Genomic DNA, 20,006 nt, shown 5'->3' with positions numbered 1-20,006 from the left:
GAGCTTATGCAGAAGTTAGCTTGTGCAAGTATGGCTGCATTGAATTCATCTTGCAGCGGAATCTTAAATGAGCCCCTAAAGATCTACAAGGTATAAAAGGAGTTAGAGAAAACAGATGAAAAGTGGACTAGAAGCCTATCGGAACCGCGTTATACAAGGCGATTGCCTGGATGTGATGCAGGATTTCCCTGCCAAAAGCATCGACATGGTGCTGTGCGATCTGCCCTACGGCACCACTCAGAATAAATGGGACTCGGTGATAGACCTGGAGGCGCTGTGGGCTCAGTACGAGCGCATCATCAAAGACAACGGAGCCATTGTACTCACCTCACAAGGTGTGTTCACGGCCAGGCTGATCATGAGCAGGGAGAAGCTGTTCAAGTATAAGATTGTCTGGATCAAATCAAAGCCCACTAATTTTCTAAACGCCAAAAAGCAGCCTCTCAGGAAACATGAGGACATCTGTGTGTTCTATAAAAAGCAGCCGGTATACAACCCCCAAATGACACCCGGCGAGCCTTACGACAAAGGGGTGCGCAAAGATCAGTTCACCGGCAGCTACGGCGACTTTAAGCCCAGCCATGTGAAAAGCAGCGGCGAGCGCTACCCGAACGATATTCTGTTTGTGGAAGAGCAGGAAGCCGACGATTACGTGTACGTGAAGACCGCTGAGGCGGAAGGGCCGGTGGTGCACCCCACGCAAAAGCCCGTGGAGCTTGGGCGCTACCTCATCCGAACCTTTACCAAACCCGGTGATGTGGTGCTGGACAATGCCTGCGGAAGCGGTAGTTTTCTGGTTGCAGCCGTGCAGGAAGACAGGAGCTTTATCGGGATAGAGAAGAACGAGGACGTGCTGCTACACAAAGTGCAGGCGACGGACTATATCAAAGTGTGCGAGGCCCGCATCAAGGAAACGCTCCAGAAGAAGCCAGCTACAGAATCTACTCTTCCGCTTTTTTCTAAATAAGCTATTCGACCATTTTTAACAGCTGCTGAGGAAAGTATAAACCATGCGTTTGCTCCTGCAAAGGCATCAAAAAGTACAGCAGAGGCCCAGCGAACAAGTATGGCTGGGCCTCTGCTGTATATTTTCTGCGGCAGTCAACTAAATTCTCCGGCAACCTTTACCTGACAGACGATTGGCTGACGTTTGCTGTGTTGTTGCTTCCTAACTGCTGCACTGTGCTCTGATGATCCGATCCTCGCTGCAAAACAACGGTGCTGTTGCTGATTCCCTCCTGCGCAACCAGGCTAAAGTTGTTCCCATCAAACAGGCTCGTGTATGGTTGCTGAGTTACTTCAGCACTGTTGCTGTCTCCACTCTGCAAAAGACTTGACCGGTTACGCTCTCCCGTCTGGCGCTGAATGCCCCGGTTGTTATGACCTGCTACCTGGGCAGTGGCTACATTGCCGAATACCCCCTGTGTCTGCGAGTGGCTGTTACCTGAGCCCAACTGCATTATGCTGGCATCATTGCCGCCAAACCGTCCCTGGTCTTGTATGGCTATATTATTATTTCCTGCCTGATTTACATAGGCGCTCTGAGAAGAAGCCACCTGCCACTGAGTAGCCATGTTGTTACTTCCCAACTGCTCAATAACAGCCACATTATTTCCTCCTAAATACCGTTGCTGTTGCTCAGCAGTATTTTTGTTTCCTGTTTGGTAAACTTCGCTCCTGTTACCGGAAGTATTCGCACTTTGCGCCGCTACGTTTCCCGCTCCACTCTGCTCGACAATAAAAGTATTAGAGTTGGTGACAAATTCATACACTGCCTGGGTTGCTGCGTTATCATCTCCAGCCTGGGCGATGTAGAAACTGCTGTTCGTAGTAGCAGCTTGCTGCTGTGTGGCGGCATTCCTGTTCCCCTGCTGATCAACTACAAGTCGGTTACTTACAGCGTAACCTCCCTGGCTCTGAAGCGCTGTATTTTCAATGCCTGCCTGCCTAATCATTGCCTGGTTATCCACGTAGCCTGCCGGCAGGGCACTTTCCACCTGAACAAAGGACGCTCTGTTATCTCTACCGGATTGGGTAATGGTCACCTCATTTCCGCTCCCGTGCACTTCGATAGAGGCTTCATTACCCTGAGCATAGGCGGCCCCTGCAGCCCAAAGTATAGCCGCAATTAGTATAGTTACTTTCATGAATATCCTAATTATTATAAACAAAGTATAATTTATATACTTACTAATTCTCAATTTGTTGCCCCGGAAGTTATACTTTGACTGGTTAATTTCAGAAAAATGAGTTTTCTGTTTCGTGAATTTTATAAGCACGCTGGCTCCATTTGCTGTGGTCCTGAAAACTGCTTTATACTTACTGCACTCTATAAGTAAATACAAGGTGCTTTAACATCAAGCGGCTTTGAGAATTTCAACACAACGAGCCTTTTTTGCACCCTACTCTACTATGTAGTACCTTTACTAGGTTTTGTGCTGCATCACAGCCAAAACACTCCCACTCCCCCTGAAATAACGCCTCCTTTTCGAGACAGGGCCGAGGCAACGGGCATTTTCCTATACTTGAATTTAACTGGCTGTTGAGGTCAGCGAATACTTTTATACTATGATACCGGAAGAAATTCTGCGCAGGCGCACTTTTGCCATTATCAGCCACCCCGATGCGGGCAAGACAACCCTTACCGAGAAACTACTCTTGTTCGGGGGAGCCATCAACACGGCCGGAGCCGTGAAAAGCAATAAAATTACTAAGGCCGCCACCTCCGACTTCCTGGAGATAGAGAAACAGCGTGGTATTTCGGTGGCTACTTCGGTGATGGGCTTTGAGTATGCCGGCCACAAAGTGAACATCCTCGACACACCCGGCCACAAGGATTTTGCCGAAGACACTTACCGTACCCTCTCCGCCGTGGATAGTGTGATTCTGGTGGTGGACTGCGTGAAAGGTGTGGAAGAGCAAACGCGCCGGCTGATGGAAGTATGCCGCATGCGCAACACGCCCGTTATCGTTTTCATCAACAAAATGGACCGCGAAGGCCGTGACCCCTACGAGTTGCTGGACGAACTGGAAAGAGAGCTGAACATCCACGTGCGCCCCCTGAGCTGGCCCATCGGCATTGGCAGCACGTTTAAGGGCGTGTACAATATCTATGATAAGGAACTCCGCCTCTTCACGCCGAACAAAACCAAGCGCTCAGAAAACATAGTTGCCGTGGGCGACATTACCGACAGTGCGGTGGATGACTTTATCGGCACAAAACCAGCCGAGACGCTACGGGAGGATGTGGCTTTTCTGGAGGAGTATTACGAGGATTTTAACCTGGAGCTGTACCAGGAAGGGTACCTGGCACCGGTGTTCTTCGGAAGCGCCATCTACAATTTCGGGGTGGGCGAGCTGCTGGATACCTTTGTGAAGGTAGCGCCGGCACCGCAGCCAACTGAGGCCTCTCAGCGCGAAGTACGCCCCGAGGAAAATGCCTTCAGCGGCTTCATTTTCAAGATACACGCCAACCTCGATCCCAACCACCGCGACCGCATCGCTTTCTGCCGCATTTGCTCGGGCAAGTTTGAACGCAACAAACTGTACTACCATACCAGGCTTGATAAGAAGGTGCGCTTTTCCAGCCCCACCAGCTTTATGGCAAACGAGAAGAGCCTGCTGGAAGAGGCCTGGCCAGGCGACGTGGTGGGCCTCTACGACAGCGGCTACTTCAAAATCGGCGATACGCTGACCGAGGGCGAGGTGCTGCAGTACAAGGGCATTCCTAGCTTTTCGCCCGAGATATTCCGCGAGGTGGTGAACAAGGACCCCTTCAAGACAAAGCAACTGGAGAAAGGCATCCGGCAGCTGACAGACGAGGGCGTGGCGCAGCTTTTTCTGCAGCAACCGGGCAGCCGCAAAATCATCGGCACGGTGGGCGAACTGCAGTTCGACGTGATCAAGTTCCGGCTGCTGCAGGAATACGGGGCCACCTGCGACCTGTACTCGCTCAACTACCATAAAGCCTGCTGGATCACGTCAGACGACAAAGATATACTCAGCCGCTTTATCTCTTTAAAAGGCAGCCAGATTGCATACGACAAAGATGAAAACCCCGTGTTCTTCGCCGACACCGCCTGGACGCTGCGCTCGGTGCAGGAGCATTACCCGGCCATCAAGTTCCACCTCACCTCCGACTTTAAGTTTGATGCGGTGAAGTAAAAGAGTTAACAATGCATTTTATAGAAAGGGCCATACTTCATTCAAGTATGGCCCTTTTGTTTTACCCACCGCTACGAACGTAAATAAAACAAGGTGTGTGACAAACATCACTGAACCAGGAAAGTGCGGCTCGTAACTTTGTAACAGGAAATCAAGGTAAAAGAAAAGCAGGAAGTATAAAGCTTCAAAAACAACAATAAAATTTTGCTATGAAGGTACAGCAGTTCGAAGACAAGGGCCTGGCGCATTATGCCTACGCCATCCTAAGCGAAAACAGAAACGAAATCATTCTCATCGACCCTGCGCGCAACCCGCAGCCATATTACGATTACGCAGAGGCCAACAACGCTAAAATAGTTGGGATCATTGAAACGCACCCGCACGCCGACTTTGTCAGCTCCCACCTGGAAATTCACCAGAAAACAGGCGCCACTATTTATGCGCACAGCTCGGTTAGTGCCGATTACCCGCACCAAGCATTTGATGACGGTGATGTAGTACAGTTGGGTGAGGTAACACTCAGGTCCATTCACACGCCCGGCCACTCCCCTGATGGCATCAGCATTGTGCTGGAGCATGAGGGCAAAGACAAAGCTGTGTTTACAGGCGATACCCTGTTTATTGGCGACGTAGGCCGCCCGGACCTGCGCGAGAGTGCCGGCAACATAACGGCAAAGCGCGAGGAGCTTGCCCGCCAAATGTACCGCAGCACCCGCGAAAAGCTGATGAAGCTAAACAATGCGGTGCTCGTATACCCGGCACACGGCGCAGGAACGCTTTGCGGCAAAGGCCTGAGTGAGGCCAACAGCAGCACCATTGGCGCAGAGAAACTGAACAACTATGCACTGCAGCAAATGAGCGAGGAGGCCTTTGTAGAAGTACTGACAGAAGACCAACCGTTCATACCCGCTTATTTCGGCTACGATGTAGCGCTGAACAAGCAGGGAGCCCCGGCCTACACCCTAAGTATAGAAGGCGTGCCAAGGCTGGAGAAAAACTTCACACCGGCGGAAGGCGCCATTGTTGTGGATGTTCGCGGGGAGAAAACCTTTAAGAAGGGGCACATCAAAGGAGCCATTAACATTCAGAACGGCGGCAAGTTTGAAACTTGGCTCGGGAGCATCGTGCGCCCGGACGAGCGCTATTACCTGCTTGCTGAAAGCGATGCTGAGCTGGACGAGGTAATCAGCAAAGCCGCCAAAATTGGGTATGAGTTGCTGATAGAGGGCGCCTTTGTGTATGATACCAAAGCTGGCGAAAATAGTACCACATTCAGCGCGGAAACATTTCAGGCAAACAAGGCTGGCTATACCATTGTGGATATCCGGAACGTCTCAGAAGTAAAGGCGGGCAAGTTTTTCGATGGCGCCATCAACATTCCCTTACCGGAACTGCGCGCCCGTGTCCATGAAATACCTACAGGCAAGCCTGTGGTGGTGCATTGCGCCGGTGGCTACCGCTCCGCAGCAGGCAGCAGCATCCTTGAAAGTCAGCTACCGGTTGACGTACTGGATATGAGTGAGGCTGTTACTGCATTAAAGCAAGCCTGACACACGGACATCGCACAATCGAGCGGCTACACTTTTCGCTGCATAAGTACCAGGGCAGGTTTGGTTTGAAGTATAAATAGATGCTGTCATTCTGGAAGAAACCTGTATGCGAGCGTCAGTCAGGGTTGTTAAACAGATACAGCGCTCGCCGCCAAGATTCTTTCAGGATGACAAAATAGGTTAAGCTAACTCTGACCGATGGAAAGTACACACAAGAACATACTATTGCAGCAATTCCCGCAGTTTGAACTGCCTCTTGCCAAAGACATCCTGCAAAACAGCAATATTAAAAAGCTTGCTGCGGGAGAAGAGGCCCTTCGAACGGGGCAGTACATCAGATCAACCGTGCTGCTGCTGAGCGGACTGCTGAAAGTATACCGCGAAGACGATGAGGGCAATGAGTTTCTGCTGTACTACCTGGAGCCCGGAAATGCCTGCGCCCTCTCTATGATGTGTACCGCGCGTGAGGAGCAAAGCCAGATCAGGGTAAAGGCCGTAGACGCATCAGAAATAGTGTTGATTCCTTCGCACCTCTCTGAGGCTTGGCTGGCCAAGTATAAATCCTGGCATCACTTCGTGATAGCCTCTTACCGCCAGCGTTTCGAAGAGCTGCTGCAAACGCTGGACAGTATCGCTTTCAAGGCCCTTGACGAACGGCTGCTATTCTACCTGAAGCGCCACGTGCAGGTAAGTGGGAACGAGATCAGGCTTTCCCATCAGCAAATCGCCAGTGAACTGAACAGCTCCCGGGAGGTAATCTCCAGATTACTTAAAAAGCTGGAGCAGGCCCGTGCCATCACTTTGCACCGGAACTACATCGAGGTGCACAACCTGACAGCAGTATAGGAGATCAGAGATTCAGCGCCATACACGTTCTACGCGTACAGGAGCAGCGGCCAGTGTGACAGAAGCTCTGTTTCTGATGGCCATAGAAGCTGATAAGGTGAAACTGCCCTATTCCAGTTCCACGCTTGTCTTTGTTTTCTAAATGCGCAACTTCTCACACACGTTCATTTATGAAGGCTTTAAATTATAACTTTACTCTGTGACAGGAGTCACTGCGGCAGGTTACAGTTGCCTGTACCTTTGTATCGTTGCACAGAAAAACACTTTAGAATGGAAATATTAGGTTACCTCGCAGCCATGCTCATCGGTTTATCACTCGGCCTGATCGGCGGCGGCGGCTCCATCCTTACCGTGCCCGTACTTGTTTACCTGATCGGCCTTAGCCCCGTCATCTCCACGGCTTATTCGCTGTTTATTGTGGGCCTAACGAGCCTGGTGGGCAGCTACAAATTTTATCAGAAAGGGCTGGTAAGTATAAAAACGGCGGTGGTGTTCGGGTTGCCCTCCCTTGTGGCGGTTTTCCTGACGCGCCGCTACCTGATACCGGCCATTCCGGAAGACCTTTTCACAGTAGGCGATTTGGCGGTAACCAAGGGTGTGCTGCTGATGCTGCTGTTTGCCGGTCTGATGGTGTTTGCTTCTATCAGCATGATCAGAAAGAAGAAAACACCCACAAAGCCCCTTGACGCAGTAGATGAGAATACCGCTCCAGCGCTTTTGGAGGAGCAGGAAACTACGGCACCTGTTGGCCTGCCGGAGCAGAAGTTTAACTATGCCGGTGTTCTGGCAGAAGGTCTGGTGGTAGGTACCCTTACCGGTTTGGTGGGTGCGGGCGGGGGGTTCCTGATCATTCCGGCGCTGGTGCTGTTCAGTAAACTGGATATGAAGTTGGCCGTGGGTACTTCTCTGCTCATCATTGCGGTAAAATCGCTTTTTGGTTTTATCGGCGATGTGTATAACTACGAAATTGACTGGGTCTTTCTTGGCATCTTCTCTACCATCTCCATCTCCGGCATCTTTCTTGGCACGTTCCTCTCCACTAAAATTCATGCAGACAAACTAAAGACCTCATTCGGTTGGTTCGTGCTGCTGATGGGTATCTACATCATCATCAAAGAAATATTTTTCGCCTAGCCCACTGCTTGTGTAATTAAAAGGCGATGGCTTTTAACTTGTACATTTTTAACTATTATTAATATAGATATGATAGCTTTATTAAGCCAGCCCTGGCCGTGGTATGTATCGGGTGCGGTAATAGCACTTGTGATGGTGCTGCTGCTGTTCTTCGGAAAATCATTCGGCTTCTCTTCTAACCTGCGCACCATCTGCGCTGCCTGTGGGGCGGGACGCCATGTAAAGTTCTTCGATTTTGATTGGCGGGCACAGATCTGGAACCTGCTGTTTCTGGTGGGCGCCATTCTGGGCGGCTTTATTTCGGCAGAATTTCTCACGAGCAACGAAGCCGTGCAGATCTCACAAGCCACCGTGCAGGACCTTCGTGCGCTAGGTATTTCTGCCCCGGATGACCTGCAGCCGGAAGAAATCTTTGGCCTGGAAGCGCTGCTGACGGTGAAAGGCTTCCTGGTTTTGCTGCTGGGTGGCTTTGCCATCGGTTTTGGCACCCGCTATGCCGGGGGCTGCACGTCCGGGCACGCCATCAGTGGTCTGTCCAACCTGCAGTTGCCCTCGCTTATAGCGGTAATCGGTTTCTTTATCGGCGGCCTGATCACCACGTTTGTGCTGCTGCCGCTCATTTTCTAAAGCAGAAACACAGCCGGGGATTCTCCCCAGCCACATGCACACATTATAATTGACTACAGATGAAAAGTTTGAAATTTATACTTGCCGGCATACTTTTCGGCATCGTGATGAGCAAATCGGAAGCGATTTCCTGGTTCAGGATTCAGGAGATGTTCCGCTTCCAGTCCTTTCACATGTATGGTATCATCGGAACGGCTGTTTTACTGGGTACAGTCGTTACCTACCTGATCAAGAAGTATAAACTGCGCGATTTCCAGGGAAACCCCATCTTATTCACGCCAAAGGAAATGTCTGTTCCGCGCTACCTTGTTGGGGGAACGATCTTCGGGTTGGGTTGGGCCCTCACCGGCGCGTGCCCTGGACCGATGTTTGTGAACATCGGCCATAGTTACTGGGCTATTTTGGTGGCCATCGGGGGCGCATTGGCAGGCACCTATGTGTATGGCGTTGTCAGGGACAGGCTGCCGCACTAAGAGAAGTATCTAAAGTATAGAGTGAATTACTGATGTCAGGAAAAAGATGAACAAGAAAAGATTCTCATTAAAAGACATACCGGGCTGGGCTGTCATGCTGGCCATTTTCGGGGTGCTATACTTTACGGGCCTGCACACCGAAGTAATTGGCCAGGTGCAGCGGGTGTTGCTGGCAACCGGAATCATGAAAGCGGATGTGCCTGAAGTCAGTACGGCTGCAGGGGCTGAGAACACTTCCGAACCCACCTTGGCAAACAACGCAGAAAAGGTAGGCGCCGGCTTTGAGATGGTTGACCTGAACGGCAAAGCCGTGGCTTTCGAAAGTTTGCGGGGCAAGGTGGTTTTCCTGAACATCTGGGCCACCTGGTGCCCGCCCTGCATCGCCGAAATGCCCAACATCCAGAGCCTGTATGATAAAGTGGGTTCAGATAACATTGCTTTTGTGATGCTGTCGGTAGACGAAGGCGGTATGGAGAAAGTGAAGAAGTTTATAGACAAGAAAGGATTCACTTTTCCGGTGTACCTGCCAGTTACCCAACTTCCTGAGGAGCTTTATTCCAGCGCCATCCCCACCACTTTCATCATCTCGCCCGAAGGTACTATCGTAGCCCGGCAGGAAGGAATGGCCGCGTATGACACGCCGGAAGTGCGGAAATTTCTGCAAAGCATGGTGAAGAAGTAAGTGAATGGATAAGCTTTTACCCAGCCGTAGCGGCTAGCTTATACTGCTTAGAAGTATAGGTGATTTACACTTCGTTAGCCAAGACAAAAGCCACGCTTTTATAGGTGTGGCTTTTGTCTTGGCTAGCAACGCATTTATACTTGCTTCTTTTTAAGGAATCATACGCAGACCGGACCCCCTATACCAGGTAAAAAACAGCTACAAGAGAACCTGTTGCTACTAGAATCCAGAGGAGCGCGCCCTGCAGAAACGGCCGGACGCTGATTGTTCTGAGCAAGGGCAGACTGATACCAGCCCCGGTTAGGAACAAGCTGATGATCAACCCCTTTTTGGCCAGTAGCACAAGTATGGCATATACCTGTTGGAAGTCTTGCAGAAATGTGCTTAGGATGGAGGCCGTGAGGAAGAAAAGTATGAACAGAGGGAAAGACACTCTTTTTCCGTCCGTTTTGAACAGAAACCCTGTGAGCAGCACCATCGGCAAAATCCATAGGGCACGGGTAAGTTTGAGGGTAGTGGCTATGGCAAGGGCTTCTTCTCCATAGCTGGTAGCCGCCCCCACCACCGAACTGGTGTCATGAATGGCAATGGCGGCCCACACGCCAAACTGCTCCTGCGAGAGGTGCAGCTGCTTTCCCAGGAAGGGGAAAACAAACAGGGCCAGCGCATTCAGTACAAAGACAACTCCAAGGGCAACAGTAATTTCTTTCTCCGATGCTTTGATGGCCGGTGCGACAGCGGCAATGGCACTTCCGCCGCAGATGGCCGTACCCGCAGAAATCAGGTGATTGAGCTTTTTTTCCACGCCCAGCAGCTTTGCCAGCAGCAGCCCCAGCACCATCGTGGCCACCAGGGAAACCGCGGTATAAACAAGGCCACTTAAGCCGGTTGCTGCCACCTGGTACAGGTTAATGCCAAAGCCGAGGCCAACAACCGAAATCTGCAGTGCACACCTGGTGATAGTGCCCAACCTGGCAGGATACGGGGTGCCCATACTTAACCCTACAAGTATACCGGCAAACAAGGCAAGGGGTGCACTAATCAGGTCTGTCAGCAGCACGAGCAGGATGATACCCCAGAATACTGCAAGCTGCATTAATTTCGTACCTGTTGTTCTTTTACCTGGTAATTCCACGGGTTAATTTGTCGGTGTGCCTGCAGCATGTAGCTTTTTCAAACCTGCAGTTGTAGTAGGGTTACGCTTCAATTAAATAAGTATAGGCAGTCTTATATTTAATCGAATAATACCCTTCGTTTACGTGTGCGGGGGGTTAATGCATAAATCTGTTTCCTGGACGTTTAAGAAATGCCGGGCAAAGGTACGAAAGGCAGACTAACGTTGCAGCAGAAGATCTGTGAGAGTGGCATATTGTCGACTTCCTGGAACTACATAACCACAGAAGAAATGATCTTCTCACCAGGAATTTCCTGCTGCAACACTGCAACGGAATTCAACCGGCGGATACCAAAGGACTCATCCGCTGCACCAGGTATGGGGAAATCTCTATTGCTGGTGTGGCTGTGTGCTTCTCCAACCGACTACATGTTCCTGCACGCAGATATAGCTCTACAGAGGCTTGAGCGGCACACCTAAAAGGTATTCTTCCATGCTTTTACGTTTCACCACACATTTCGTGCGCCGGTTGTACGTCTCCTGCCTCGTTGATCAGGGTTTAAATCGGCCAACCACAGCTTTACCCGTTGCAGCGTCTCTTCCTTTCAGCTCCACGTACAGCACATTGGGCACCCAAAAAGTCCCTCCCTCCACCCGCACAAATATGCGGTCCAGTATGGTCTCTTTCTTGTTGATGGTGGTATAGACGTGATAGGTTCCGTCTGCTCCTTTGCGTAGGTTTAGCGCCAGTTTATCATAGCACACAAACTTAATTTCATAGTTATCCTTGCTGAGCTTCTTTGTGTGCAGGCCATAGGCGAATTTGCGCTGCACGTAGTTAAGCTCCTTTTGCACGCCTCCCTCCGGATACCTGATCCAAAAAGGATGAATCGGTTCCTTTTCATCCAGCGCCCCGTCAGAAGCCTTGTTCAGTTCATACACCACCGTATTGGTATTAGGGTCGCGCTGCACATAAAACAACATGCCTTTTATGTTCTTCGGCACAGGAAAAGTGTCGGGTTGTGCCTCGATGGTACGTTGCCCCGTACTGGCGCTGGCGCTGCCCAGGCAAGTATAAACTAGTATAAGGATGAAGTAAATAGTTCTTTTCACGGTGCTGTTTCTAAACGTAAGGCATTAGTTTTTTAGCTGCACGTTAACTCATTAGATGGCCTGTCAGTCATTAAATATAACCTAAAGTAGCGTCACTATTGTTCACTGCACTATCCTTAATTTATGTTAAAAGGAATCTACATGTTGCTACCGGTCTCACGTTTCTACCAGCTCCGTTTTAAGCCCGACCAGGTTACCCGCCGGGGCCTCCCCAAGTATGAAGGCTGTGATACTTCGTTGTCCCACCCGGTATACCTGCACGTGCTGCAGGTGCTGCTCCAGAAAGCGCTGTAACTCCTGAAAGCGCTGAGCATCCCGCCGCTCCTCTTCTGTCGCACCCTCACTTTCCTTCGTCATGTTTCTGAAGAAATAAGGAAGCTCCGCTTTTTCCACCGTTGCACCGGCTGGCTTACCTGCCCAATCCGCAAGTTGTGCGTGAGTTAACTCTTTCTCGCCCTGAGCAGGATACTGCACCACCTCCAGCGGTGCGTCTGTCTCGCTTACGTACCACAGGCCCTCCGAAAGCTGGCGCAGTTCTCTCAGCAAGCTAGCTGTAGCAGCGTCAATCTCTTTATCACTCATCTTTTTGCCTCCTTTCGTGTCAGTTATACTTGCCAAGGCATCACCGCGTTAATCCCTTATCCACCTGGCTCTCCAACACTTGCTGCACCTTTTCCGGAAGCCTGGAGAGCAGGTTGTAACCGGTAGCCTCCTCAATGGCATCTACGGTGGTGCGGTACGTTCCCCAGTCTGTGCGAACAGTGTTGGTGTTGGGTGTGTCTACCGCTATCACGCGCGTGGAGCTGTCAATCCGCTCCAGATCATTGTTGCCCTCTGGCAGCAGCACCAGCACTTTCCAGATGCGGCTGGGCACAGTAATTCTGCCGTTGTCGATGGTTTTGGCGCTGCCGTTGCTACCTGTGCCGCCCCTGCCGTAGCTGCCCATCACCACATACACCTCCATGCCCTGCCGTACCAGACCACGGGTATAATCCTCGAGGTTCGCCCACAACTCCTGATTGCTTTTCGGGGCCTGCGGTATCATGTTGGTCATCAGGAAGGTGGCAGAGTTGTCCGCGGCGGTTTTGGTCCGGTCTGCGGAGGGTGTGTTGTGTCCCCGATCGAAGCCACTGCCCCGGTAGCTGCTGGCCGTAACGTGGTACCATTCCTCTGGCAAGGCGGGATCTGCCCGGAAATCATCCTGCCTGTCGGCTGTGCCCAGCCAGTCCTGGGTCACGTGCCAGCTTACCCAGTTAGGCGTTCCGCGCTCACGGCTGTAGGAAAGCACGTACTGCGGCTTTGTAATCAGGTAATTGCTCTGGTTGCTCTTTTCGGCTGTAGCGCCGCTGGGGTTGCCCAGCAGCAACTGCTCCTCCTCTAGGGTAAGCGAGTTCCGCGGCATCACCTCAGACTCCTTACAGCCAGCCAGAAGTAGCAGAAAAAACAGGAAGTAGCGGTAAGTATATTTAAACATGATGCTCTGAATTTAAATTTAAGATTCGTAACGGCGACGTATCGTGTGGGGAAACGGAAGGTGACAGCCTGCGCTGCCGGCAGCATCTGTTACCAGTACGCTACATGGGTGCAGCTGCCACTTCGGGAGGGTGCCAACACTTTAAGCTTCCTTTGCCTCCTCTAGCATAACGGATTGTTACCCGGCTTAAGTGCGCACTTTCCGTCGCCAGCGGGTAAAAGGAACCCTGTATACGTAAAGAGTCAGCGTTGCTGATACAGGTATCGGCAGCTGTCTTAAAGCTGTAGCCCACACATTTAACCGCGAACGGTCTTATTTTCTGTAACGCAAGCAGGCTCCTTTGCGAAGGAGCCTGCTTTAATTGCCTATGGCAAACAACCCGAAATGCATGTTGCCAAAACAAGGGAGCCTTACCTGCTGATCAGGAAGCGTAAGTTCAGGGCCACATCCCCCAGCCACACACCCTGGTGACCAATGAGGTTGATGGCCGGCTTCCAATCCGCCCCAAGGGTAAAAGGTATCTCATTGAAAGTATACTCCAGCCCCATCACCAGGTCTGCCCCGATCACCCGATGATGATCGTGGTCGTGGTCATGGTCGTCATGGTGGAACCAGGGATGGTGTCTGTGCTTGTGGTCCGGGAAATTCCACAGCCCCACGTGTGCCCCAATGCCACCATAGAACTGCAGTTGCTTTACCTGAAAGGCGGTGGTATGCTTCTCGTACAGCCCGGTAATGAGAAGCCCTTCCCAGCGCGGGGAGATAATGCCCTCCAGGGCGCTCGTGCCATTGACAAAGTGCTTAACGGTGAGCCCGGAAACGTAGCCGCCCCGAAGGCCAATGCCTGTCTTGTAGTTCTGTGCCAGCAGCGGCGTGGCAGCAAGTAGCCATAGCAGCGCCAGTAGTTTTATTTTTTTCATAGTCGTTGCGTTTGATGCAGAAGTATACGTTTTATTTGATATCGTGTGCAGCAAAGATATTACATTGAAGAAAAATAAAGCCGCGCTACAGCTTGCCAGGTGTTTTTTTTGAAACTTAAGTTTGATCCCGTTTATTACAAACTATCATTTAAACCATATAATCATATCTACTTCAAACGCATTACCATACTTTGCTCCACCCGAAACGCCTGATCCACTCCTCTCTTTCTCAAAGCAATTCCGTTTGATCCGAATAGTCCCAACCAGTTACCTTTTACTCCCGACTGGCGAAGTAAATACAAGGCTTGAAAGGAATATCCAATAGCCTCAGGCCGTATATATGTAAACATACAGCGGCCAAGCAGCATCCTGACGGAACATTAAACGCCCAGGCCAGAGGGCGCAGCTGCAGGAGGCGCAGCATAGGTTACTCTGAGCGGGACCACCGTGCTGGACCCCCTCGCCAAGCTAATAGTGGTGGTGAACAATGATGAGGAGTCGGAAAAAGAGAACAGGGTGCTGCACGGCTGATGCCTACGGCCAGTGTTGCGGCGGGCATACTATTTCTGGACTTCCGGAGACACTGGGGTAGTGCCTTATAACTTCTTATACTTTCTATTATTTGCCTCCGGCCGAAAGGGCACTGTTGCTGAACCGGGCGGCTCCTCAGGAACCAACACTAGCTGCAGATAGCACCGCTTTTTCCTGGTTCACTATACTTTGGCGATACCGGCTTGTGGTTTCATCTTGCGCTGGTGATCGGCCGCAGTTATACTTGCTTTTGGCTTCTTCTTTTTATTCCACCACACCAAGAAGCCCGTTACAGGCAGGCTGGCACAAATCAAACTTAAAAAGAAAGCAAGTACTTTACCTGGCAAGCCCCACACCGCCCCAATATGAATGTCGTAGTTGAGCATGTAGAGCTGGTCTGCAAAACTGGCCTCCTCATACTTATCTCCTTTCACACGGTAGTGCTCCAGCGTGTACCGGTCATAATAATACTCATTCCGGTTATACCAGGAGCCATGGTCCTGGTAGGCAATCACTTCGATGGCATCGTCCGCGTGCTCCAGTGTAGGAGTCATAAAGAAACCCTGCGCGTCTGGCTCCTGGGCCAGGGTTTTGTACCAGGCTTTGTCCAGTGCTGAAACGGTATCGCTTGCCATTCCGGCTCTGGAGACATCTGAGTGCGGGTGACTGTGAACCGGCATGGCTTCTCCGCCGGAGGTAACATAGTATAGGGAATCTGCAAACCATCCGAAGCTCCACACCAGGCCCGTTACCGCCAGTACAAAGGCGAAGAGCAGGCTGTAAAAGCCAACCACGTTGTGCAGGTCGTAGTTTACGCGCTTAAAACTGCCGTTCCACTTAATGTTAAAGCTCTTTTTGACATTGGTCTTATTCCACTTCCGGGGCCACCACATCACCAGGCCCGTTACAAGCAGCACCAGAAAAATAAGCGTAGCGATTCCCACAATCGGGCGGCCTATTTCGTACGGCAGCCAAAGTGCCCGGTGGCCATCCAGCACAAACTGGAAAAAGTCGAACTGCCCCTCCCCCAGCGCCTGCTGCTTTTGCAGGAACTCTCCGGTATAGGGATTCATAAAGACAGCCGTAAAGGTATGCTTTCCATTCTCGAGGCCCTCATAGCCTACAGCCGCAGCGCCTTCCTGGTTGCTGTACGTCAGACCTGTGGGTGTTTGGCCGGGCATGTAGGTCTGAGCCGTATCCAGCAGCTGGCTTGGTGGCACAAAAGGCTTATGCTGCACCTCCACAAAGCGCCAGGGCTCTAGGGCATCTTTTATTTCCTGCTGAAAGGCATAGAAACACCCCGTGATGCTGACGATAAATACTACAATGCCTGAGCCAAGGCCCAGCCAAAGGTGCAGCCAATCATTCAGCTTTCTCAAAGCACTCCGGCTATTCTTCTTTTTGCTGTTCATCTGTACGCAACACAAAAATTCTTAAAGAAAACAGCAGCTTCACCTTTCTACGGTGAAGCTGCCAGGTATTTTCTGATCAGGTATTACAGCCTGAAGAAGCCAGCTACAAAGTTGGCGTTTACTTCAGCGCCCTTGGTGGCTGTGTTGTTCTGCAGGTCTATTTTGTACACAAAGTTTCGCTTGTCATTGTGCTGGATAGCCATGTACACGAAGCTCTCGTTGTGCAGGGCAGACAGTCTTCTGCCGTGGCCCGGATGCTCAGGAATACCGTCGATGTACGTAACTGTTTTGTTGTACAAGTCTACAATGGCTGTGCGCAGGGGGCCATCCGACCATCTTACCTGGTCCGTATTGGCTGCCGTGTTGATTTCGGCAAGGGCTTTTCCGTTACCCAGATACTTCAGGTGCGCGATGTTCTTGCCTCCGGTTACTTCCTCCACATCAAAGAAATAGTTCTGATCAAATGCTGCCTCGCCGCTTCTGATGCGCAGGATGCCGCCGTCTCTGGTGGTCTGGCTGTAGCCGTTTGCCGGGTTAGAGTGAGAAAGTGCATAGATATCCCCTTTCTCATCCTTAATAAGTCCCGACTTGGTGTTAAAGCCCCCAATCGGGCCGGTGCGCTCGTCCTCTATTACCTTCACAAACTCCAGCCCCGGGTAAGTATAAACAGCTACCTGCGCCTTATCGGTGTAAGCGGTGTTAAAAGTAGCCGGGTCGCTGATGTAGTAGCTCAGGAAAAGGTGGTTGCCGCTGATGCGCATGCCCGCGTAGGCCGGAACCCTCAAGTTTGTAATATCGGAAACCGGGCGCTGCCTGGTATTGGTTACAGTTACCGCATTGGCATCAATGGTATGGAATTTCACCATGTCTGAACCGGAAGACAACTCCAGGCCCAGCAGGGTGTTCGCGTCTACTTCGATAAGGTCGGCAAGGCCGCTTTCGAACGACACGTTTCCGATGCGCTGCAACTGTCCGTCCTCCCCCTGCGAAATACCCACCACATCCTTGTTGTCAAGTCCGCCGATGCTGTAGATGGTGTTGTCAAACTGCGTGAACTCATAGTAGCCCGGCTGCTCAACGCCCTGCCCCACGGCAGAAAGGGTGCCGCTCATCACATCCTCAAACGGAACGGTGTAATAGGTAAAAACACCATCGCTGCCCGCCACGGCAAGCGACACCACAAACGGGTTCGCTTCAACAGGCGTCGGGTTATCCGATTCACTGTCGCAGGAGGTAAAGGCAACAGATGCACAAAGGCTCAGAATAGGCAGTGCCAGCTGTCTTGCTTTTTTGATCGAAAACATATTTTTTGCTCTGGTTATAAAATTGGTAGTATAGATTTAGAGGACGTACCTCACCTTCAGGTAAAAGGCGCGCCCGGGTTTTTGCAGGTAATATTTATCGTAAAGCCGCGCATCCGTCAGGTTGCGGACTTCAGCGGAGATGTTATACTTGCCCTGGCTCAGGCTACAGGAAATTTCGAGGTTGTGCGACGACTGCGTCGGGATAATCTTCTTGGAGTCGCGGGAGCCAAGCTTCGCCCAGCTCAGGAAATACTGCTCCACGAAATTATAGTAATAGTTCACGTTCCAGACAGACTCCTTCGCCAGCGCATTTCGGAAGGTAAACCCCGCGTTGGCGTTCGCAAAGAAGTAGGGCGTGTTTGGCAGCCGGTAGCCTTGCTGGAAGTTGCGCTGGTAGCCGGAGTAAAGGCTGAACACAGTTTCAGCCTGGTCGGTGATGTCCTGAAACGTGGCCCCGCCGCCCAGGTGCAGGATATCCCGCCACGCATACTTCATACTTCCCTCCACGCCCAGCGTGCGTGTTTTGCTCAGGTTGCTATAGTACGTCTCGGGGCTTCCGCTCACCACCTGGTAAATCAGGTCTTTTGCCTTGCGGTAGATAAAGCTGCTCTCGATGTTAAACTGGTGGTCCTGCGACAACTTGAAGCCGTAGGCGGCCCCTGCATTGAAATTGTCGCTCTGCTCCGGTCCCAGCTCCGGGTTAGGCAAGACAAACAGACCATCGCCGAAAATCTCCGAGGCCCAGGGCATGCGGTACGTATGCTCGTACGATGCTTTCAGCTGCAACTGGGGAAGCAGGAAATAAGAGGTGGCAACACCATAGCCAAAGCTTTTGTTACTGTTCTCGTAGGAAGCTACGCGGCGGGTGTCAGTGCCGAAATCATACTCCTTGCTGGTCTTTGCCCTGAGCAGGTATAGCTTGCTAAAAAGGGTGGTACTCCATTTTTCAGTCGGATCATACTTATAGGCGACACCCACCACCTGCTTGCTCAGGGTGTTCGGAAACTTGTTCTGGATCTTATCGGGGTCCTCGGTGTCAAACGCCTTCCTGTGGAAGTTTGTCAGGGCATAGTTAATGGCCAGCGAGTGCTTCGGGCTGATGGCGTACCCAGCATTTAGCTGGCTGTTGAGTTCATTGTCGTAGAGGGTTGTGAAAGTTGCTTTCCTGGATGGATTCTCGGCATCATTTGATCCGGGCACATACGTTGCCTCCCCCCTCCAGTTGTAGGTAACCCCGCTTAGGGTATCGATAATTTGGGATTCCGTAATGCTGTACGCGCTGTAAAGACTCACATTCAGGCCATCTACCAACAGGTTGTCTTTGCTATACTTGAGGGTGGGTACCAGCGAGCGGCTGTTCCGGACAATGCCGCCGTACACACTGCTCATGGTGGTGCCTGTCTGCACCTGCTGGTCGTTGGCTGCGGCAATCACTCCCACAAGAAGCTGATCTGCATACTTCTTGTTCACCAATCCCGTTTCCAGCATCATGTTGCCCGAGCGGTAGCGGTCATGGAACCGCTCTACCTCAGCTGAATCGACCACGTTGTTTCCCGCTGTGATCGGCACCCATACTCTGTAGTTGTTATCGGAGTAATTGTAGTTGGCGTTTGCCCTGACAGTGAAGCCGGTTTTAGGATTGGTGCGGGCTCCGTTCAGCGACAGGCGGTGTGTGTTGAAAGATCCGATGGAGTAGGAGGCATCGAGAAAGTTGCTCTTTTTGTTTGTGATGATGTTCACAGCGCCACCCAGCGCATCGGTACCCAGCCAAACCGGCACAACTCCTTTGTATACCTCTATTCTTTCAATGGTATTAACAGGAATATCGCTTAGACGAAGGGATGTCCCGAAGCTGCCCATTGGAACGCCATCCAGGAAGAACTTCACCTGGTCTCCCGAAAAGCCATTCAGGGTGAAGCTTAGATTTGACCCCAATCCTCCTTCTTCCAGTACCCGTACACCTGATACGCGGTTAAGGACCTGCCTTGCATCCGCCACGCTGTTCTGCAGCTCCTTGGTAGAAACGGCGGTAACCGCGTAAGCTTGCTCGTTTAGCAGGCGGGCAGCGGACTTCCCAATTACCTCAACACCCTTTACTTCAAAGGACTTCTCCCGGAGGTTTATACTTACCGTTTCTCTTTGCGATGCCTTTAGCTGTACAGCTTTCTCCTGTGTCTCGAATCCCACAAAGCTGAACTGCAGCACATAATTCCCGGGAGTGATGCCTGCCACCTCAAACTCGCCATCAGCGTTGGTTGCCGTGCCTATACCGGTCTCTTTTAGTACCACAGTAACGCCGGCAAGTGCTTCGCCTGTGGAGGCACTCACGTTGCCGGACACGCTTGCCTTCTCCAGTTCCTGTGCCCAGGCGGTGTGGGCGAAACAGAATAAAGCCAAAAGACTAAAAAACGCTTTTATATGTATTGAATGCTGTTGCACACCTGTTCCTTATTTAGAATAGTTACAAACTACTGCAAAGGTAAAAGGAAATGAGGTTCAAACAATTACAATTTAGATTTATTCTAAATACTTTAATAATACGATTTCAATTAGTCCATAGGGTTAACACCAGATTGTCGTAATTAGAAAAACCACTACCTATGCCTATGGATGGCAACGTGTAGCGGTAACAAGGCAGGTCTTAATAACTCGTTGCCCACAC

Annotated in this window: 17 protein-coding genes; 8 read left to right on the top strand and 9 right to left on the bottom strand. The window is 51.2% G+C overall.

Annotated features, from left to right (window positions below; genetic code table 11):
• Nucleotides 1–115: 115 nt before the first annotated feature.
• Nucleotides 116–967 (top strand): DNA-methyltransferase, encoded by an 852-nt coding sequence (locus tag A0W33_RS14625; protein ID WP_068838874.1) that lies wholly within the window; start codon nucleotides 116–118, stop codon nucleotides 965–967.
• A 157-nt stretch (nucleotides 968–1,124) separates the two neighbouring features.
• Here the strand turns inward: A0W33_RS14625 and A0W33_RS14620 are convergent, their stop codons facing one another.
• The gene (locus A0W33_RS14620) at nucleotides 1,125–2,147 is read right to left on the bottom strand and encodes a hypothetical protein (RefSeq protein ID WP_139237221.1); all 1,023 of its coding nucleotides are present in this window, start codon (nucleotides 2,145–2,147) and stop codon (nucleotides 1,125–1,127) included.
• 421 nt (nucleotides 2,148–2,568) lie between these two features.
• Between A0W33_RS14620 and A0W33_RS14615 the strand changes: the two genes are divergently transcribed.
• From A0W33_RS14615 to A0W33_RS14585, 7 genes are all read left to right on the top strand, one after another.
• Nucleotides 2,569–4,164 (top strand): peptide chain release factor 3, encoded by a 1,596-nt coding sequence (locus A0W33_RS14615; protein WP_068838872.1) that lies wholly within the window; start codon nucleotides 2,569–2,571, stop codon nucleotides 4,162–4,164.
• 209 nt (nucleotides 4,165–4,373) lie between these two features.
• Nucleotides 4,374–5,714: an MBL fold metallo-hydrolase gene (locus tag A0W33_RS14610; protein ID WP_068838871.1), complete on the top strand. Its 1,341-nt coding sequence runs from the start codon at nucleotides 4,374–4,376 to the stop codon at nucleotides 5,712–5,714.
• 198 nt (nucleotides 5,715–5,912) lie between these two features.
• Nucleotides 5,913–6,560: a Crp/Fnr family transcriptional regulator gene (locus tag A0W33_RS14605; RefSeq protein WP_068838870.1), complete on the top strand. Its 648-nt coding sequence runs from the start codon at nucleotides 5,913–5,915 to the stop codon at nucleotides 6,558–6,560.
• Between the two features lie 270 nt (nucleotides 6,561–6,830).
• Nucleotides 6,831–7,694 carry a sulfite exporter TauE/SafE family protein gene (locus tag A0W33_RS14600; RefSeq protein WP_068838869.1) on the top strand — a complete coding sequence of 288 codons (864 nt, stop codon included), beginning with the start codon at nucleotides 6,831–6,833 and terminating at the stop codon, nucleotides 7,692–7,694.
• 69 nt (nucleotides 7,695–7,763) lie between these two features.
• On the top strand, nucleotides 7,764–8,321 hold the full coding sequence (locus tag A0W33_RS14595; RefSeq protein WP_068838868.1) for a YeeE/YedE family protein: 558 nt from the start codon (nucleotides 7,764–7,766) through the stop codon (nucleotides 8,319–8,321).
• Nucleotides 8,322–8,380: 59 nt separating this feature from the next.
• A complete protein-coding gene (locus A0W33_RS14590; protein ID WP_068838867.1) occupies nucleotides 8,381–8,794 on the top strand; it encodes a YeeE/YedE family protein in 414 nt (137 codons plus the stop codon).
• A 46-nt stretch (nucleotides 8,795–8,840) separates the two neighbouring features.
• Nucleotides 8,841–9,476, top strand: a complete 636-nt coding sequence (locus A0W33_RS14585; RefSeq protein ID WP_068838866.1) for a TlpA family protein disulfide reductase — start codon at nucleotides 8,841–8,843, stop codon at nucleotides 9,474–9,476.
• Between the two features lie 178 nt (nucleotides 9,477–9,654).
• On the opposite strand, the gene A0W33_RS14580 is transcribed toward A0W33_RS14585, so the two are convergent.
• The 8 genes from A0W33_RS14580 to A0W33_RS14545 all read right to left on the bottom strand — a co-directional run bounded on the left by A0W33_RS14580 (nucleotide 9,655) and on the right by A0W33_RS14545 (nucleotide 19,741).
• Complete coding sequence (locus A0W33_RS14580) at nucleotides 9,655–10,572, bottom strand: YeiH family protein (RefSeq protein WP_068838865.1); 918 nt, start codon at nucleotides 10,570–10,572, stop codon at nucleotides 9,655–9,657.
• Nucleotides 10,573–11,142: 570 nt separating this feature from the next.
• Nucleotides 11,143–11,703, bottom strand: coding sequence for a DUF4833 domain-containing protein (locus A0W33_RS14575; protein WP_068838864.1), 561 nt, complete (start codon nucleotides 11,701–11,703; stop codon nucleotides 11,143–11,145).
• 156 nt (nucleotides 11,704–11,859) lie between these two features.
• Nucleotides 11,860–12,285: a nuclease A inhibitor family protein gene (locus A0W33_RS14570; RefSeq protein WP_068838863.1), complete on the bottom strand. Its 426-nt coding sequence runs from the start codon at nucleotides 12,283–12,285 to the stop codon at nucleotides 11,860–11,862.
• A 40-nt stretch (nucleotides 12,286–12,325) separates the two neighbouring features.
• Nucleotides 12,326–13,177 (bottom strand): DNA/RNA non-specific endonuclease, encoded by an 852-nt coding sequence (locus tag A0W33_RS14565; protein ID WP_068838862.1) that lies wholly within the window; start codon nucleotides 13,175–13,177, stop codon nucleotides 12,326–12,328.
• 410 nt (nucleotides 13,178–13,587) lie between these two features.
• Nucleotides 13,588–14,097, bottom strand: a complete 510-nt coding sequence (locus A0W33_RS14560; protein WP_068838861.1) for a hypothetical protein — start codon at nucleotides 14,095–14,097, stop codon at nucleotides 13,588–13,590.
• Nucleotides 14,098–14,810: 713 nt separating this feature from the next.
• A complete protein-coding gene (locus tag A0W33_RS14555; protein ID WP_229802305.1) occupies nucleotides 14,811–16,007 on the bottom strand; it encodes a PepSY-associated TM helix domain-containing protein in 1,197 nt (398 codons plus the stop codon).
• A gap of 116 nt (nucleotides 16,008–16,123) precedes the next feature.
• On the bottom strand, nucleotides 16,124–17,344 hold the full coding sequence (locus tag A0W33_RS14550; protein ID WP_068838859.1) for a DUF4374 domain-containing protein: 1,221 nt from the start codon (nucleotides 17,342–17,344) through the stop codon (nucleotides 16,124–16,126).
• 36 nt (nucleotides 17,345–17,380) lie between these two features.
• Nucleotides 17,381–19,741 carry a TonB-dependent receptor gene (locus tag A0W33_RS14545; protein ID WP_229802307.1) on the bottom strand — a complete coding sequence of 787 codons (2,361 nt, stop codon included), beginning with the start codon at nucleotides 19,739–19,741 and terminating at the stop codon, nucleotides 17,381–17,383.
• Nucleotides 19,742–20,006 lie beyond the last annotated feature (265 nt).

The sequence above is a fragment of the Pontibacter akesuensis genome (assembly GCF_001611675.1).
Lineage (GTDB): Bacteria > Bacteroidota > Bacteroidia > Cytophagales > Hymenobacteraceae > Pontibacter > Pontibacter akesuensis.
The sequence above is the reverse complement of the archived record's forward strand: the minus strand, read 5'-3'. Positions and strand labels throughout refer to the sequence as shown.

Bases quoted from the DNA above. Each gene is read 5' to 3' on its own strand.
- A0W33_RS14625 (WP_068838874.1), top strand. From the start codon at position 116: ATGAAAAGTGGACTAGAAGCCTATCGGAACCGCGTTATACAAGGCGAT.
- A0W33_RS14620 (WP_139237221.1), bottom strand. From the start codon at position 2,147: ATGAAAGTAACTATACTAATTGCGGCTATACTTTGGGCTGCAGGGGCC.
- A0W33_RS14615 (WP_068838872.1), top strand. From the start codon at position 2,569: ATGATACCGGAAGAAATTCTGCGCAGGCGCACTTTTGCCATTATCAGC.
- A0W33_RS14610 (WP_068838871.1), top strand. From the start codon at position 4,374: ATGAAGGTACAGCAGTTCGAAGACAAGGGCCTGGCGCATTATGCCTAC.
- A0W33_RS14605 (WP_068838870.1), top strand. From the start codon at position 5,913: ATGGAAAGTACACACAAGAACATACTATTGCAGCAATTCCCGCAGTTT.
- A0W33_RS14600 (WP_068838869.1), top strand. From the start codon at position 6,831: ATGGAAATATTAGGTTACCTCGCAGCCATGCTCATCGGTTTATCACTC.
- A0W33_RS14595 (WP_068838868.1), top strand. From the start codon at position 7,764: ATGATAGCTTTATTAAGCCAGCCCTGGCCGTGGTATGTATCGGGTGCG.
- A0W33_RS14590 (WP_068838867.1), top strand. From the start codon at position 8,381: ATGAAAAGTTTGAAATTTATACTTGCCGGCATACTTTTCGGCATCGTG.
- A0W33_RS14585 (WP_068838866.1), top strand. From the start codon at position 8,841: ATGAACAAGAAAAGATTCTCATTAAAAGACATACCGGGCTGGGCTGTC.
- A0W33_RS14580 (WP_068838865.1), bottom strand. From the start codon at position 10,572: ATGCAGCTTGCAGTATTCTGGGGTATCATCCTGCTCGTGCTGCTGACA.
- A0W33_RS14570 (WP_068838863.1), bottom strand. From the start codon at position 12,285: ATGAGTGATAAAGAGATTGACGCTGCTACAGCTAGCTTGCTGAGAGAA.
- A0W33_RS14565 (WP_068838862.1), bottom strand. From the start codon at position 13,177: ATGTTTAAATATACTTACCGCTACTTCCTGTTTTTTCTGCTACTTCTG.
- A0W33_RS14560 (WP_068838861.1), bottom strand. From the start codon at position 14,097: ATGAAAAAAATAAAACTACTGGCGCTGCTATGGCTACTTGCTGCCACG.
- A0W33_RS14550 (WP_068838859.1), bottom strand. From the start codon at position 17,344: ATGTTTTCGATCAAAAAAGCAAGACAGCTGGCACTGCCTATTCTGAGC.